The organism is Phreatobacter aquiterrae (genome assembly GCF_053471285.1).
Genome location: NZ_JBJPHW010000001.1, coordinates 236108 through 250272, shown reverse-complemented (window position 1 = coordinate 250272; position 14165 = coordinate 236108). Strand labels below are relative to the sequence as shown.

Here is a 14165-nt window from a genome sequence, read left to right as displayed (position 1 = left end):
CCGGATATCCGATGACGGGAGACGCCCATGTTCCGCCTCAAGTCCCTTGCCCTGTGCCTTGCCGGCCTCGGCCTTGCCGCCGCAGCCGGTCTCGCGCTCGTTCCGCAGGCCGCGGAAGCGCAGACCTATCCGAACCGCCCCATCCGGGCGATCGTGCCCTTCGCCGCCGGCAGCGCCACCGACATCGTCGCCCGTACCTTCGCCGACCAGATGTCGAAGACGCTCGGCCAGAGCATCGTCATCGAGAACCGCCCCGGCGCCAACGGCCTGATCGGCGCCGACGCCGTCGCCAAGGCGGCGAATGACGGCTACACCATCCTCGTCGGCACGAACTCGACCAATGCCGCCGCGCCGGCGCTGTTCAACAACGTGCCCTTCGACATGCACAAGGACTTCCAGCCGGTGTCCTTCCTGTGCTCGGTGCCGCTCATCGTGGCGGTCGCGAATTCCGTGCCGGCCCGCACCCTGCGCGAACTGATCGACCTCGCCAAATCGCGCACCGATCTCACCTTCGCCTCGGCCTCCTCGTCGCAGCGCGTCTCCACCGAGATGCTGCTGACCATGACCGGCATGAAGATGACCCATGTCTTCTACCGCAGCGGGCCCAATGCGATGCAGGACCTGATCGCCGGGCGCGTCACGCTGTTCACCGCCGATCTCGGCGTCATGCTGCCGCAGATCCGCGGCGGCACCGTGCGGGCGCTGGCCGTCACCTCGATGCAGCGCACGCCGCAGATGCCGGACCTGCCGACCGTGGACGAGGCCGCCGGCACGAAGGGTTACGAACTCATCGCCTGGTTCGGCCTGTTCACGCCCGCCGGCGTCCCCAACGAGGTCGTCGACAAGCTCAATGAGGCCGTGCGCAATGCCGCCGCCAGCGCCGAGGTGAAGGCGACCCTCACCGACCGTCTCGGCATGCTGATCGCCCCCTCCTCGCCGGAGGAACTCGCGGCCCGCGTCAATGCCGAGGCTCTGAAGTGGGCCGAGGCGGCGCGCGTCGCCGGGATCGAGAAGCAGTGATCCGCACCGCCACCCGCGCCGACCTGCCGCGCATCACCGAAATCCGCATGGGGGTGCGTGAGAACGTCTTGTCGCGGCCGGAGAAGATCACCGAAGCGGTGGCCTATCTCATCGACCGCGACGCCTTCTGGGTCTTCGAGGACGAGGCCGGGATCCACGGCTTCTCCTCGGCGGATCCGCGCAATGGATCGATCTTCGCGCTGTTCATGGACCCGGCCAGCGAGGGGCGCGGTATGGCGCGCCACCTGCTCGACGCCGCCTGCCGGCACCTTGTGGCGGCCGGGCATACCAGGGCATGGCTCTCGACGGACCCCGGCACACGGGCCGAGCGGTTCTACAGTCTTCAGGGCTGGTCGCAGACCGGGCGCACCGATGACGGCGAGGTCCGCTTCGAGAAGGCGATCGGATAGGCCGCTTCGTCGGGGAAGGGTGAGGGGCACAGCCCGCTCCTGACGCTGGCCTCCCCACCCGCCCATCGCTACACTCGCCGCAATGACCCGTCACGGTGACGACATCGACCAGACCATCACCCCGCAGGTGCTGCTGAAGGCCTATGCCTGCGGCATTTTCCCGATGGCCGAGAGCGCGGACGACCCCGGCCTCTACTGGGTGGAGCCGGAGCGGCGCGGCATCATCCCTCTGGACGGGCTGATGGTGTCGTCGCGGCTCGCACGCACCGTGAAGGGCGGCCGCTTCGAGATCCGCATCGACAGCGATTTCGACGCCGTCATCGACGCCTGCGCCGCGCCCGCGGACGGACGCGAGAGTACCTGGATCAACGCCCGCATCCGCTCCCTCTACGGCGCGCTGTTCCGCATGGGCCACTGCCACACGGTGGAGGCCTGGCGGGAGGGCCGGCTCGTCGGCGGGCTCTATGGCGTCAGTCTCGGCGGCGCCTTCTTCGGCGAGAGCATGTTCCACCGCGAGACCGACGCCTCAAAGGTGGCGCTCGTCCACCTCGTGGCGCGCCTCAAGGCCGACGGATTCCGCCTGCTCGACACCCAGTTCGTGACCCCGCACCTCGCGACCCTCGGTGCCGTCGAGGTGCCCCGTTCGCGCTACCAGCGCATGGTCGAAGCCGCACTCGCGGTGGAAGCCCGCTGGACCGCGGCGCCTCTCGAACCCGCCGCCGCCCTCGCCCTCGTCAGAAGCGCATCCGCATGACCATCCGCCCTGCCACCGATGCCGACGGCGCCCCGCTCGCCGCGCTGATCGCTACAACCTTCGCCGAATATCCCGGCTGCCTCTTCATCGAGTCGGAATTCCCCGAACTGAAGGCTCCCGCCAGCCACTATGAGCGGGTGGGAGGCCGGCTCTTCGTCGCCGAGGACGACGGGCGCCTTGTCGGATCGCTGGCGGCGGTGATGACCCCGGTGCCCGGAACCGCAGAGCTGTTCAAGGTCTATGCGGCCGCCGAGACACGGGGCACAGGCCTCGCGCAGAGGCTCTATGCCGAAGGCGAGGCGCTGGCGCGGTCGGGCGGGGCCCGCGAGATCGTCCTGTGGAGCGATACGCGCTTTGAGCGCGGCCATCGCTTCTACGAGAAGCTCGGCTTCGTCCGCGAACCGGTGGAGCGCTATCTTGCCGATGCCAGCGCCAGCTGGGAATTCCACTTCCGCAAGCGGCTGGGCTGAGTTCCCCTGAAGCGACCTCTGCGCATCGGGCGCGACCGCCCTGCGCCGGGCGCTCTGGACCGGCGCGCCGCGGAACGGGACAAAGGACCCAGAACCCGAAGGCATGATGCAGGCGCCCGCTCCCACCCCTCCCCGCCCCGTTCCCTGCACCGTCGCCGGCATGGTCGAGGGGGCGCGGCTAAGCGTGCCGATGCTGCCCGCCGTACTGGTTTTCGCGGCGGCCGTGGGGGCCGCCTCCGCCGAGAAGGGCCTGACCCTCGGCCAGGCCGTGCTGATGAGCTTCTCGGTCTATGCGGGAGCCTCGCAGCTTCTCGCCCTGCAGCTCTGGCCGGAGACCTTCACGCTGTCCTCCATCGTTGCCATCGTGGTGGTGACGATGGCGGTGAACCTGCGCTTCCTCCTGATGGGGGCATCCCTCCAGCCCTGGCTCTCACGCGGACCGGTGGGCCCTGTGCATCTCGGGCTCGCGGCCCTGACCGACGCCAATTTCGTCATCGGCTCGCGCTACCACGGCCAGGGCGGCCAGGACGCCGGCGTCTTCGTCGGCGCCGGCCTGTTCATGTGGGTGATCTGGACGCTCGCGACCATTCCCGGACACGCCCTCGGCCACCTGCTGACCGATCCCAAGCGCCTCGCCATCGACATGGTGATGCCGCTGACCTTCACGGCCATGTCGGTCGGGCTGTTCAGGCTGCGGCGCGATCGCCTCGCCTGGCCGGTGGCGGCCGGCGTTGCCGTCATCACCGCCCAGTTCGTGCCGGGCTACTGGTTCATCATCTCCGGCGCCATTGCCGGGTCTCTCACAGCGGGGATGCTGCGTGCCCGCGGCTGACTGGGCAGGCCCCGTCACGGCCATCCTCGCCATGGCGGCGGCGACCTATGTCGTCCGCTTCGCGGGCTACTGGATCATGAGCCGCGTGCCGCTGACGCCCTTCCTGCGCGCCGCGCTGGAGGCGCTGCCCGGCGCCATCATCATCGCCACCGTCGTGCCGCTGGCGGTGCGCGGCGGCCTCTCGGCCTGGATCGGGGTCGCCAGCGCCGCGGCCGCGATGATCTTCATCCGCAAGGACATCGCCGCGCTTGCGGCTGGGATGGGCGCAGTCATCGCCGTGCGGGCGCTCGGCTTTCCGTGACGGGTGGCCGACTTGACCCCGATCAAGGCGCAGCTACCGTCGCGGCCCCATGAAGAGACGGTTCCATTCAGAGGTATCGCGACATGACGACTCTCCCCCGGGGCTTCCACCGCATCCGTCTCAACATGGCGCGCTCGCCGGGCTATCCGGAGGGGTCGAAGCTGCACGGCTACGAGTTCGTCGCGCCACTCGACGCGGCCGGGCGCATCGACCTTTCCGCCTGGAAGGAGCACCGGGCGCTGTGCAAGGTGCGGCGCTTCTGGCAGGGCGAGGACGACCAGCACGGCCTGCTCGTCCACAAGCCGGGTGGCGCCAAGGGCGCGACCTGGACCTTCGACTATGACCCGACGGCGGATGATGACGACGAGGCGGGCTTCCGCTTCGGCGATCACGCCTTCCAGATCGGCGAGTATGTCTCGATCCGCGACGAGGACGGCGAGATGCAGACCTTCGTCGTCACCTCGACCGATGCGGTCTGAGCCTCACCCCAGCGCGGCGACCAGCGTCTCGTAGAGCGGGTTGTCGCGCGAGAAGACGTAGTCGAGTTCGGTGACGGAGACGGTATCCGCGCCGCGTTCCCTGAGGAAGCGGGCAAGCCCGAACAGCGATTGCGGCGGGCAGTGCAACGTCAGCATGCCCGACGAGGTCGGCCCGCCGAAGGGCGCCTCGACACCGAAATGCGCACGCGCCTCATCCAGCAGCGCCGCATCGGCGGCGGCGAAGCGGGTGCGCACTTCCCTGACCTTGCGGGCGCGGGCCTGCGAGGCGATGCGGTCCAGCATGTCGCGGGCGCAGGCCAGCGCACCCGCGCCCCAAGCGGCCGTGCGCGAGGCGACGAGATGCGCCTCCGACTTCATGATCACGCCATCGTCCAGCACCTTTAGCGCATTGGCGGCGAGCGTCGCCCCCGTGGTGGTGATGTCGACGATGAGCTCGGCCGCCCCGGCGGCCGGCGCGCCTTCAGTGGCGCCGGCGGATTCGACGATGCGGTAGTCGGCGATGCCGTGGCGGTCGAAGAAGGCGCGGGTGAGGTTCAGGTATTTGGTGGCGACGCGCATGCGCGAGCGGTGGCGCGCGCGATACTGGCTCGCCACGTCGTCGAGATCCGCCATGGTCGTCACGTCGATCCAGGCCTGCGGCACCGCCACCACGACGTCGGCGCGCGAGAAGCCGAGCGGCGTCAGCGAAACGAGACGATCCTCCGGCTCGGGCGTCGCCTCGTGCATCAGATCGAGCCCGGTGAGGCCGAGATGGACGGTGCCGGCCGCCAGTTCGCGCGCGATGTCGGAGGCCGAAAGGAAGGCGACCTCGACCTGGTCGAGGCCCGGGATGGTGCCGCGATAGTCGCGGGCGCCGCGGCCCTGCACCGGCTTCAGCCCGGCGCGGTCGAGGAACCCTTGCGCCGATTCCAGGATGCGGCCCTTGGAGGGAATGGCGAAGACGAGCGGGGCGTCGGTCATGCGCGGCCTCCCGCCACGGCGAGGCGCTCCACCCAGAAGGCGCAGCCGACCGCCGGCACCTTGAGGTCGAGCCCGAGCTTGGCGGTCATCATGTCGGTGAGCCGGTCATAGCGCCCGCCGCCGACCAGCGGCCGGCTCTCGCGCCCCGAGCCGTCGTGGATCTCGAAGACAAGGCCCGTGTAGTAGTCGACGTCGCGGCCGAAGCGCGTGGAGAACCGCGCGGCGGCAAGATCGATCCCGGCACTGGCGAGGAGCCGGTTGCGCCGCGCCAGGCGATCGATGGCCTCGCCCATGTCCAGCCCGGCTCCAGCCGCGAGGTCCCTGATCTGCGCCTCGGCGGAAGCGGCGTCGGTGTCGATGGCGAGCAGTTGCTCCACCACGGCGACCTTGCCGGGACTGAGCCCGCCGGTGCCGAGAGCCGCCTGCTCCAGGAAGCGCTCGGCGACATCGGCGGCGGAGCGCCCGCCGACCGTGGTGATGCCGGCAATCGACAGGAGATCGGCGACGAGGGCGCGCGCCGCCTGCGGGTCCGATCCCTCGAGTGCGGCGAGGAGACCGGAATGGGTCGGCCCGGTGCGGGCCGGCTCGGCCAGGCGCTTCAGGTCTCCCTCCAGCATGCCGGAGCGGCGGAAGTCCTTGGCGAGGCGGCGTCGCCATGCCGGCGGAAGCCCGAGGGCGGCGACGAGCGCCATGAAGATCGAGACGTCGCCTATGGCGAGGCTGAGCGGCCCATCGGTGTAGAGCCGGGCTCCCTTGAGGGCGAGCGCCACGACCTCGGCCTCGGCCGCCTCGCGATCGGTACGGCCGAGCAGTTCGATCCCGGCCTGGTTGAACTCGCCGGCCATTCCGGGGCGATGGCGGAACACGGGGCCGAGGTAGGAATAGGCGGCGGCCTCGCCGGCCCGCGAGCCTTCCAGATGGGCCTGGACGACGGGGATCGTATAGTCGGGCCTTAGGCACAGTTCGTTGCCATCAGCGTCACTGGTCAGGAACAGGCGGCGGGCGAGCGCCTCGCCGACGAGGTCGCGCACGAGGTCGGCGGCGATCAGTAGCGACGGCTCGGAGCGCGCAAAGCCGGCCTCGGCCAAAAGGCCCGCGAGGCGGAGGTCGAGATCGGACGAGGCGCGCGTCATGCGGAGTTCCGGGTGGATGGCATCGATCGGGCTGGGTCCTGCAGCCCGGACACTGCGTCCTTCGAGGCTCGCCTACGGACGATGCTGATGCATCGCCGGGGGCTCGCACCTCAGGATGAGGATGGTTGAGACTGGCATGTGGGAAGGCTGCGAACAGTCGCAGCGATCACACCAATGCAGTCCTCCCCGGTCCTCATCCTGAGGTGCGAGCCATGGCTTGATGCCATGGCGAGCCTCGAAGGACGCACTGCCAAGATGCAGGGCATCCGTCGAACCCTTGTTGCCAAGCCTCTAGCCTTCCCGCGGCGCAAGGTCGAGCCCCCGGTCCCAATAGGGAACCGGCCCGTAGAGGCCGGCGAGCCAGTCGACGAAGACCCGGACCTTCTGCGGCAGGAAGCGGCGGGTGGGATAGACGGCATGCACAGCGACGCGTCGCGAGGCGCGCCATTGCGGCAGCACCACCTCGAGCCGGCCGTCCTGAAGTTCCGGTCCAACGTCCCAGGTGGAGCGCAGCGCGATGCCGATGCCGGCCAGCACCGCCTCGCGGATGACCTCGGAGGAGTTGGTGCGCAGGGGTCCGTGCAGACGCACGACCTGCAGGCCGTCCGGCCCCTCGAGCCGCCAGATGTCGGCGTTGTGGGAGAGCAGCGCGTGCCCGGCGAGATCGCCGAGGGTCGCAGGCCGGCCATGGGCCGCGAGATAGCCGGGCGTTGCGACAAGAAGCCGATGATTGGGAGCGAGGCGGCGGGCGACGAAGGAGGAATCGTCGAGTTCGCCGATGCGGATCGCGACGTCATAGCCCTCGGCGACGATGTCGACGAAGCTGTCGGACAGTTCGAGATGGACGACGAGGTCGGGATTGGCGGCGAGGAAGGGGCGCAGGTGCGGGGCAATGTGCAGCCGGCCGAAGGAGGTGGGCGCCGAGACACGCAGCGTGCCGCGGGCGAGGTTCGAACGGCGGGTGACGAAGGTCTCCGCCTCGTCGATGGAGGCGAGGATGGCGACGACGCGCTCGTAGTAGCCCTGTCCGGCTTCGGTGAGGGACAGTTGCCGCGTCGTGCGCTGGAGCAGACGGGTGCCGAGCCGCTCCTCCAGCCGCTTGATACGCTTGGAGATGACGGCAGGCGACAGGCCCATCTCGCGGCCTGCCGCTGACATGCCGCCTGCGGTGACGACGCGGGCGAAGACCTCAAGATCGGCGAGCGGCGTCAAAAACTCATCCCCATTCTTTCCAGACGGGAAACAATCTTGACCGCAAGCGCACCATTCCGCCAGTGGGGAACCGGCGTATAGTCGTTTGAAATCATTCCAGCCGGGAGGGGCTCTTCATCCGGGAATTGCGTCCTTCGAGGCTCGGGCCTGGCCCTCGCACCTCAGGATGAGGAGGGTTGATTTCGGCATCCGGGCCGGGGGGCCCGCGCCAGTCCAGCCTCATCCAGCGCTGATGCCGATCTTCGACCTCCTCATCCTGAGGTGCGAGCGGCAGCGAGCCTCGAAGGACGCACTTGCCCGATGCAGGGCCGACCCCACCATAAGGAGGACGTCATGGCCATAGCCTTTCCCGCGCCGCGGCCAGACGTGCTGGCGAAGCGCGGCCGCGTCATCGCCGCGCTGCAGGCGATCGTTCCCGGCGAAGGAGTGATCACCGAGGAGAACGAGCGGCGCGCCTTCGAGACCGACGCGCTGACCTCCTACCGGCGACTTCCCATGGTGGTCGTGCTGCCGGAGACGACCGAGCAGGTCGCGGCGATCATGGCCTTCTGCCACGCCGAGGGCGTGCCGGTGGTGGCGCGCGGCGCCGGAACCTCGCTCTGCGGCGGCTCCATCCCGCAGGAGGACGCCGTGGTGCTCGGAGTCGCCAAGATGAACCGGGTGATCGAGACGAACTTCGCCGACCGCACCATGCGGGTCCAGGCCGGCATCACCAACCTCGCCATCTCCGGCGAGGTCGCCCATGCCGGCTTCTTCTACGCGCCCGACCCGTCGAGCCAGCTTGCCTGCACCATCGCCGGCAATGTCGCGATGAACTCGGGCGGCGCCCACTGCCTGAAATATGGCGTCACCGCCAACAACATCCTCGGCCTGAAGCTGGTGACAGTGGAGGGCGAGATCGTCGAGATCGGCGGCGGTGCTCTCGACTCGCCCGGCTACGATCTGATCGGCCTGCTCGTCGGCTCGGAAGGCCAGCTCGGCGTCGTCACCGAGGTGACCGTCCGCATCCTTCGGCAGGCGGAGGGCGCGCGGCCCGTGCTGTTCGGCTTCCACCAGATTTCCCAGGCCGGCCAGACCGTCTCCGACATCATCGGCGCCGGCATCATCCCGGTCGCCATCGAGTACATGGACCGCGAGGCGATCCACATCTGCGAGGCCTTCGCCAAGGCGGGCTATCCGCTCGACGTCGAGGCGATGCTGATCATCGAGGTCGAGGGATCGGAGGCCGAGATGGAGGCCATGCTGGCGCGCATCGTCGAGATCGCGCGGCGACACGACGTGGCGGTGGTGAAGGAATCGAAATCCGCCATGGAGACGGCCGCCATCTGGAAAGGACGCAAGTCGGCCTTCGGAGCCACCGGCCGCGTCGCCGACTATATCTGCATGGACGGCACCATTCCGACGGGCCGCCTACCGGACGTGCTGGAGGGCATCGACCGCATCGTGAAGGGATACGGCCTGCGCGTCGCGAATGTCTTCCACGCCGGCGACGGCAACCTGCACCCGCTCGTGATGTTCAACGTCAACGACCCCGCCGAGCAGGTGAAGGCGGAGCATGCCGGCGAGGACATCCTGAGACTGTGCGTCCAGCTCGGCGGCTGCCTGACCGGCGAGCACGGCGTCGGCATCGAGAAGCGCGACCTGATGCGCGAACAGTTCACCGAGGTGGACCTGCTGCAGCAGACCCGCATCAAGACCGCGCTCGACCCGAAATGGATTCTCAACCCGGCCAAGGTGTTCCCACTGGACGCGCCGCGCGACGAGAAGCGCGAGGCCGCATGACCCTCCACGCTCCCTCTTCCCCCGCCGAACTCGCCGAGGTCGTTGCCGAGGCGCGGCGCGCCGGCACGCCGCTCGCCGTCACCGGCGGCGGGACGCGTTCGGGGCTCGGCCGGCCGGTGCAGGCCGCGGCGACCGTCTCGACGGCGAAACTCTCCGGCATCACGCTCTACGAGCCGGCGGAACTCGTCGTCGCCGCGATGGCGGGGACACCGCTGCGGGAGGTGACGGAGACGCTCGCAGCCAGGGGTCAGCGCCTGCCCTTCGAGCCGATGGACCATCGCCGGCTCTACGGGACAACCGGCGAGCCGACCATCGGCGGCGTCGCGGCCGCTAACGTCTCGGGACCGGCGCGGATCAATCTCGGCGCTGCCCGCGACTCGATGATCGGGCTGAAATTCGTCAACGGTCTGGCTGAGGACGTGAAGTCCGGCGGCCGCGTGATGAAAAACGTCACCGGCCTCGACCTCGTGAAGGCGCTGGCCGGCTCCTTCGGCACCCTCGCCGTGTTCCACGAGGTCTGCTTCAAGGTGCTGCCGAAGGCGGAGGGCGAGCGCACGCTGGTGCTGTCCGGCCTGTCCATTCCGCGCGCCGTGGAGGCGCTGTCGGCGGCCCTCGGCTCACCCTTCGAGCCAACCGGCGCGGCGCATGTGCCTGCTGCGGGGACTGACGCGGCCCGCACGCTGATCCGCATCGAGGGCTTTGCCGCATCGCTCGCCTATCGCACAGACGCGCTGTCGCGCCTTCTCGCGCCGTTCGGCGCGGTCGAGGTGATGGAGGCCGGCGGCTCGGAAAGCCAGTGGGCCGACATCCGCGACGCCGCTCTGTTCGACGGGACGGACGAGGCAGTGTGGCGCATCTCGGTGCCGCCGAGCGGCGCGCCTGCCCTTGTCGCAGCGCTGTCGGCTCTCGCCCCGCGCCTGCTGCTCGACTGGGGTGGCGGCCTCGTGTGGGCGGGTGTCTCTGCCGCGGGTGATGCGGCCGCGGCAAAGGTCCATGCGGCAGCGGAGGCGGCGGGCGGCCATGCGACGCTGGTGCGGGCACCCGAGGCCGTGCGCGGCGCGGTCGACGTCTTTTCACCGCCTGCCGGACCGCTCATGGCGATCCAGCGCAAGTTGAAATCGAGCTTCGATCCGGCGGGTGTGCTCAATCCCGGCCGCATGTATCCGGGGGTCTGAGGCCTGAATAGAGGGGGATAGGATGTGGGATTTTCTTGCAACGCTTGTTTGGCCCGCATTGATCGTCGGCACTTTTTACCATTTTCGGGAGAGCTGGCCCAAGATCGGCGAATACATAAAGTCTGTTGTCGATGCCATCCTCAAGCGTGAGGACGTGGATATTGAGTTTTCGGGCTTCAAGATGAAAACATCTAAAGTTACAGTCGATATCGGAAAGCAGGTTACGGAAATTCAATCACGAATCGCATCAATTGAGTCGAGATTTGAAAATAACTTTCTCGAATTGCCGACCAACCCGACGCATGGAAATGCGAGGAAAATACTGTGGGTGGATGATTTCCCGTCGAACAATGCATTTCTTATTGACAGATTTCGATCTCAAGACATAGAAACTGTAATTGCTATATCAACTGAACACGCAATGAAATTAATCTTATCTGAGGATTTCTCCCTAGTAATATCAGACTTAGGTCGAATAGAAAACGGAAACGAAAACCCATTTGCAGGGTTAGATTTGATAAAAAGCATAAGGGAAAATGATATAGACTGCCCAATAGCGATATTTTCTGGACACCGAGGCATCGAGCACCGCAGAATGCTTATGGATGCAGGCGCAGATGGCGTGTTCGACTCGGGCGTAGACGTGATAAAATTCGTAACAGAAAAGACTGGGCGAGCTAGCTGAGCGATGCAGACAAACTTCAGCCTCGCGCAGCTTGCCGATCCGGCCATGGCGGCCTCGGAGAAGATCCTGCGGACCTGCGTGCATTGCGGCTTCTGCACAGCGACCTGCCCGACCTACCAGCTGCTCGGCGACGAGCTCGATTCGCCGCGCGGCCGCATCTACCTGATGAAGGAGATGTTCGAGACGGGGCAGCCGGCGACGCCCGAGGTGGTGAAGCATGTCGACCGCTGCCTCTCCTGTCTCTCCTGCATGACCACATGCCCGTCGGGTGTGCATTACATGCACCTTGTCGACCATGCCCGCGCCCATATCGAGGCGACCTACAAGCGGCCGTGGCAGGACAGGCTGATGCGGGCGGTGCTTGCCAACATCCTGCCCTATCCGAACCGGTTCCGGCTGGCGCTGGCCGGAGGCTTCCTCGCCAAGAAGGCGCTCTCGGTCGTCTCGGTGCTGCGCTGGAAGGGACGGGCGGCGGTCGCCGTGTCGCGCAAGGCGGCGGGGCCGATGGCCGGGAGGATCGGCATTCTCCGGCGCACGCGGGCGATGATCGGCCTGTCGCCCGACCGGCTGCCGGGCCGCTCGCATCTCGACCGTGGCGGCGTGCATGCCGCGGAAGGGACACGGCGCGGCCGCGTGGTGCTCTTGCAGGGCTGCGCCCAGCCGGTGCTGCAGCCCTCGATCAACGAGGCGACGGTGCGCCTTCTCGCCCGCCTCGGTGTCGAGGTCGCCTTCGCCAAGGGAGAGGGCTGCTGCGGCGCGCTCGTCCATCACATGGGACGCGAGGGCCAGAGCCACGCCCAGGCGAAGCGCACCATCGACGCGTGGATCGCCGAGATGGACGGTCCTGGCCTCGACGCCATCGTCATCACGGCGTCCGGCTGCGGCACGACGATCAAGGACTACGGCTTCATGTTCCGCGACGACCCCGCCTATGCGGAGAAGGCGGCGCGGGTGTCGGCGATCGCGAAGGACGTGACCGAATATCTGACGACGCTCGGCCCGCCGGAGGCGGCGCCGAACGGCATCGTCGTTACCTACCACTCCGCCTGCTCGATGCAGCATGGGCAAGGGATCAAGGACGAGCCGAAACTGCTGCTGAAAGCTGCCGGCTTCACCGTGAAGGAGCCGCCAGAGGGGCACCTGTGCTGCGGCTCGGCGGGTGTCTACAACATCATGCAGCCGGAGATCGCCGAAGCCTTGCGCGACCGCAAGATCGGCAATCTCGACAAGACCCGGCCCGACATCATCGCCGCCGGCAACATCGGCTGCATCACCCAGATCGCCAAGGGCTATGAGGTGCGCGAGCGTCCGGTGCCCATCGTCCACACGGTCGAGCTTCTGGACTGGGCGACCGGCGGGCCGGTGCCGGAGGCGCTGTCAGGTCGCGGTCTTGCCCTCGAAGCGGTTGCGATCCCTCTTCAGGCCGCGGAATAGAGGCAGATGCCTGCGGCCAGACCGAGAACGGTCAACGTGCCTGCGAGGCCGGCAACGCGCCAGGCGAAGGTTTCCGGCTGCCGGGACACGCCATAGGCGTGACTAAGGCGCGCCGCGAGGAGAAGGCCTCCGAGCCCGTGTAGGAGGATGGGCGGCGCGCGCAGGCTCTCGGCCAGTCCAATGAGGATGAGGCAAAGCGGCACGTATTCGGCAAAGTTCGCGTGGACACGCACGCGGCGCAGCAAGGCGGTGTTCCCGCCATCGCCGAGGCCGATGCGGACGACGCGCCTGAGACCGATGACGCGAACCGAGAGGACCATGAACACCAGGGCGAGCAGAGATGCATAGAGGGCGGTGATCGGCATGGGCGCCTCCGGCAGTTGCTGCAGCGTTTACGGCTGCGTCGCAGGCTGGATCACCGTTGCGCGCCCTCCGCTCCCTCCACCGGGCCGGAGTCAGTTCCTCAGGCGGCGGAGGCCCCGGCCACCGCCTCGACCATCTCGCCAAGACCGTAGCGGCCGAGGAAGGCAGCGAGATCGTCCTCGGTCACTGCGCCGGCCGCCATGGCCAGCGCGCGGTTGCCGATCAGGGCCCATTTGTCGAAGGGAATGTGGCGCATGACGCTCGCCCAGAGGCGCGGCATGGAGGCCCGCAGTTCGGCGACGGTGACGACCTCGCGACTGCGGTGAAAGGCGCGTTCCTTCTTCTCGAAGCGCCGGTTGCGACCGCTCTCGATCTCGTAGTTGGCGAAGCCGAGGCCGGTCTTCAGATATTTCATGTGCCAGTAGGCGAAGCCGGCGAAGACGCGGCGGAAGTGATACTTGCGGAAATCCTCGAACCGCCGGTCGTGGACGAAATAGGCGTCGGGCGTCATGGCGAAGAAGCCGATGTCGCCATTGCCGGAGAAGGGCGTGCCGGCGTGGATGCCGACGGCACCGTCCTCGTCGCGCACCAGATTGAGGCCGGAGAAGCAGTTCATCCGGCCCGGCGCGAGACCGTCGCGCCGCAGCGCCTCCACCATCGGCGCGAGCCCCCGCTCGAAGGCGATGTGATCGTCGTCGAGCTTCACCACGATGCTGCGTGTGGTGCGCGACAGGGCGAAGTTCGAGTAGTTCACCACGCTGTGCGGCGAATGGCCCGGCTCCACGGCGTGCTCCCTGGAGCCCGGCGGATGCACGCGCGGCAGATAGTGGAAGAGCTTGAGCTTGTCGGGGCCGAGTTCGTCCTGAAGCGCCGCCAGCACCGCCTCGGTGCCGTCGGTGCACTGGTTGTAGACAGCGACGATCTCATCGACATAGGGCGCGTGGCTGCGAATGGTCGGCGCGAGGAAATCCGCCCCATTCTTCGTGCGGACGAAGGCGGAGATACCGGGACGGCGGTCCGCCACGCGCAGGTCGTCGGGCGTAAAGCAATAGGTGTCGATCGCGCTGATATGGGCCATGGTTCGGTCGTGAGGGCGGGCGGACAGCCCATAGACGGCTGCACGCGTTAAATCCA

At 67.9% G+C, this 14165-nt stretch carries 16 protein-coding genes; 11 read left to right on the top strand and 5 right to left on the bottom strand.

Annotated elements, in window-relative coordinates; genetic code table 11:
- The first annotated feature begins 27 nt into the window (after positions 1 to 27).
- The 7 genes from ACJ4V0_RS01165 (at position 28) to ACJ4V0_RS01135 (ending at position 4266) form a co-directional block, all read left to right on the top strand.
- On the top strand, positions 28 to 1020 hold the full coding sequence (locus ACJ4V0_RS01165; protein ID WP_448297710.1) for a Bug family tripartite tricarboxylate transporter substrate binding protein: 993 nt from the start codon (positions 28 to 30) through the stop codon (positions 1018 to 1020).
- Complete coding sequence (locus ACJ4V0_RS01160; RefSeq protein WP_448297709.1) at positions 1017 to 1430, top strand: GNAT family N-acetyltransferase; 414 nt, start codon at positions 1017 to 1019, stop codon at positions 1428 to 1430. Before ACJ4V0_RS01165 ends, ACJ4V0_RS01160 begins: the two co-directional genes overlap by 4 nt.
- Positions 1431 to 1512: 82 nt before the next feature.
- Complete coding sequence (gene aat / locus ACJ4V0_RS01155) at positions 1513 to 2184, top strand: leucyl/phenylalanyl-tRNA--protein transferase (RefSeq protein ID WP_448297708.1); 672 nt, start codon at positions 1513 to 1515, stop codon at positions 2182 to 2184.
- Positions 2181 to 2654, top strand: coding sequence for a GNAT family N-acetyltransferase (locus ACJ4V0_RS01150; protein WP_448297707.1), 474 nt, complete (start codon positions 2181 to 2183; stop codon positions 2652 to 2654). The genes aat and ACJ4V0_RS01150 overlap by 4 nt, the downstream gene beginning before the upstream one ends.
- 103 nt (positions 2655 to 2757) lie before the next feature.
- Positions 2758 to 3486, top strand: coding sequence for an AzlC family ABC transporter permease (locus ACJ4V0_RS01145; protein WP_448297706.1), 729 nt, complete (start codon positions 2758 to 2760; stop codon positions 3484 to 3486).
- Positions 3473 to 3787 (top strand): branched-chain amino acid transport AzlD family protein, encoded by a 315-nt coding sequence (locus ACJ4V0_RS01140; RefSeq protein ID WP_448297705.1) that lies wholly within the window; start codon positions 3473 to 3475, stop codon positions 3785 to 3787. Before ACJ4V0_RS01145 ends, ACJ4V0_RS01140 begins: the two co-directional genes overlap by 14 nt.
- Positions 3788 to 3870: 83 nt before the next feature.
- Positions 3871 to 4266, top strand: coding sequence for a hypothetical protein (locus ACJ4V0_RS01135; RefSeq protein ID WP_448297704.1), 396 nt, complete (start codon positions 3871 to 3873; stop codon positions 4264 to 4266).
- Between the two features lie 3 nt (positions 4267 to 4269).
- Here the strand turns inward: ACJ4V0_RS01135 and hisG are convergent, their stop codons facing one another.
- The 3 genes from hisG to ACJ4V0_RS01120 all read right to left on the bottom strand — a co-directional run bounded on the left by hisG (position 4270) and on the right by ACJ4V0_RS01120 (position 7592).
- Positions 4270 to 5247 (bottom strand): ATP phosphoribosyltransferase, encoded by a 978-nt coding sequence (gene hisG, locus ACJ4V0_RS01130; RefSeq protein ID WP_448297703.1) that lies wholly within the window; start codon positions 5245 to 5247, stop codon positions 4270 to 4272.
- Positions 5244 to 6380, bottom strand: a complete 1137-nt coding sequence (locus tag ACJ4V0_RS01125; protein ID WP_448297702.1) for an ATP phosphoribosyltransferase regulatory subunit — start codon at positions 6378 to 6380, stop codon at positions 5244 to 5246. Before ACJ4V0_RS01125 ends, hisG begins: the two co-directional genes overlap by 4 nt.
- Before the next feature lie 291 nt (positions 6381 to 6671).
- Positions 6672 to 7592: a LysR family transcriptional regulator gene (locus ACJ4V0_RS01120; protein WP_448297701.1), complete on the bottom strand. Its 921-nt coding sequence runs from the start codon at positions 7590 to 7592 to the stop codon at positions 6672 to 6674.
- 333 nt (positions 7593 to 7925) lie between these two features.
- On the opposite strand from ACJ4V0_RS01120, the gene ACJ4V0_RS01115 reads away from it, so the two are divergent.
- Genes ACJ4V0_RS01115 through ACJ4V0_RS01100 form a run of 4 tightly spaced genes read left to right on the top strand, consistent with a single transcriptional unit; the run spans position 7926 to position 12668 of the window.
- Positions 7926 to 9374: an FAD-linked oxidase C-terminal domain-containing protein gene (locus tag ACJ4V0_RS01115; RefSeq protein WP_448297700.1), complete on the top strand. Its 1449-nt coding sequence runs from the start codon at positions 7926 to 7928 to the stop codon at positions 9372 to 9374.
- Positions 9371 to 10549 (top strand): FAD-binding protein, encoded by a 1179-nt coding sequence (locus ACJ4V0_RS01110; protein ID WP_448297699.1) that lies wholly within the window; start codon positions 9371 to 9373, stop codon positions 10547 to 10549. Before ACJ4V0_RS01115 ends, ACJ4V0_RS01110 begins: the two co-directional genes overlap by 4 nt.
- A gap of 22 nt (positions 10550 to 10571) precedes the next feature.
- Positions 10572 to 11234: a response regulator gene (locus tag ACJ4V0_RS01105; protein ID WP_448297698.1), complete on the top strand. Its 663-nt coding sequence runs from the start codon at positions 10572 to 10574 to the stop codon at positions 11232 to 11234.
- A gap of 3 nt (positions 11235 to 11237) precedes the next feature.
- Entirely contained in the window at positions 11238 to 12668 is a 1431-nt protein-coding gene (locus tag ACJ4V0_RS01100) for a heterodisulfide reductase-related iron-sulfur binding cluster (protein ID WP_448297697.1), read from the top strand.
- Here the strand turns inward: ACJ4V0_RS01100 and ACJ4V0_RS01095 are convergent.
- Positions 12653 to 13033 (bottom strand): MAPEG family protein, encoded by a 381-nt coding sequence (locus ACJ4V0_RS01095; RefSeq protein WP_448297696.1) that lies wholly within the window; start codon positions 13031 to 13033, stop codon positions 12653 to 12655. The two genes, ACJ4V0_RS01100 and ACJ4V0_RS01095, sit on opposite strands and share 16 nt — an antisense overlap.
- Before the next feature lie 98 nt (positions 13034 to 13131).
- Positions 13132 to 14109 carry a glycosyltransferase family 2 protein gene (locus tag ACJ4V0_RS01090; protein ID WP_448297695.1) on the bottom strand — a complete coding sequence of 326 codons (978 nt, stop codon included), beginning with the start codon at positions 14107 to 14109 and terminating at the stop codon, positions 13132 to 13134.
- Between the last annotated feature and the right edge of the window lie 56 nt (positions 14110 to 14165).

What these genes read in the sequence shown, in the direction of transcription:
- ACJ4V0_RS01110 (WP_448297699.1), top strand. Translation starts at nt 9,371, where the DNA reads ATGACCCTCCACGCTCCCTCTTCCCCCGCCGAACTCGCCGAGGTCGTT.
- ACJ4V0_RS01100 (WP_448297697.1), top strand. Translation starts at nt 11,238, where the DNA reads ATGCAGACAAACTTCAGCCTCGCGCAGCTTGCCGATCCGGCCATGGCG.
- ACJ4V0_RS01115 (WP_448297700.1), top strand. Translation starts at nt 7,926, where the DNA reads ATGGCCATAGCCTTTCCCGCGCCGCGGCCAGACGTGCTGGCGAAGCGC.
- ACJ4V0_RS01105 (WP_448297698.1), top strand. Translation starts at nt 10,572, where the DNA reads ATGTGGGATTTTCTTGCAACGCTTGTTTGGCCCGCATTGATCGTCGGC.
- ACJ4V0_RS01135 (WP_448297704.1), top strand. Translation starts at nt 3,871, where the DNA reads ATGACGACTCTCCCCCGGGGCTTCCACCGCATCCGTCTCAACATGGCG.
- ACJ4V0_RS01145 (WP_448297706.1), top strand. Translation starts at nt 2,758, where the DNA reads ATGATGCAGGCGCCCGCTCCCACCCCTCCCCGCCCCGTTCCCTGCACC.
- ACJ4V0_RS01095 (WP_448297696.1), bottom strand. Translation starts at nt 13,033, where the DNA reads ATGCCGATCACCGCCCTCTATGCATCTCTGCTCGCCCTGGTGTTCATG.
- aat (WP_448297708.1), top strand. Translation starts at nt 1,513, where the DNA reads ATGACCCGTCACGGTGACGACATCGACCAGACCATCACCCCGCAGGTG.
- ACJ4V0_RS01150 (WP_448297707.1), top strand. Translation starts at nt 2,181, where the DNA reads ATGACCATCCGCCCTGCCACCGATGCCGACGGCGCCCCGCTCGCCGCG.
- ACJ4V0_RS01165 (WP_448297710.1), top strand. Translation starts at nt 28, where the DNA reads ATGTTCCGCCTCAAGTCCCTTGCCCTGTGCCTTGCCGGCCTCGGCCTT.
- ACJ4V0_RS01090 (WP_448297695.1), bottom strand. Translation starts at nt 14,109, where the DNA reads ATGGCCCATATCAGCGCGATCGACACCTATTGCTTTACGCCCGACGAC.
- hisG (WP_448297703.1), bottom strand. Translation starts at nt 5,247, where the DNA reads ATGACCGACGCCCCGCTCGTCTTCGCCATTCCCTCCAAGGGCCGCATC.
- ACJ4V0_RS01125 (WP_448297702.1), bottom strand. Translation starts at nt 6,380, where the DNA reads ATGACGCGCGCCTCGTCCGATCTCGACCTCCGCCTCGCGGGCCTTTTG.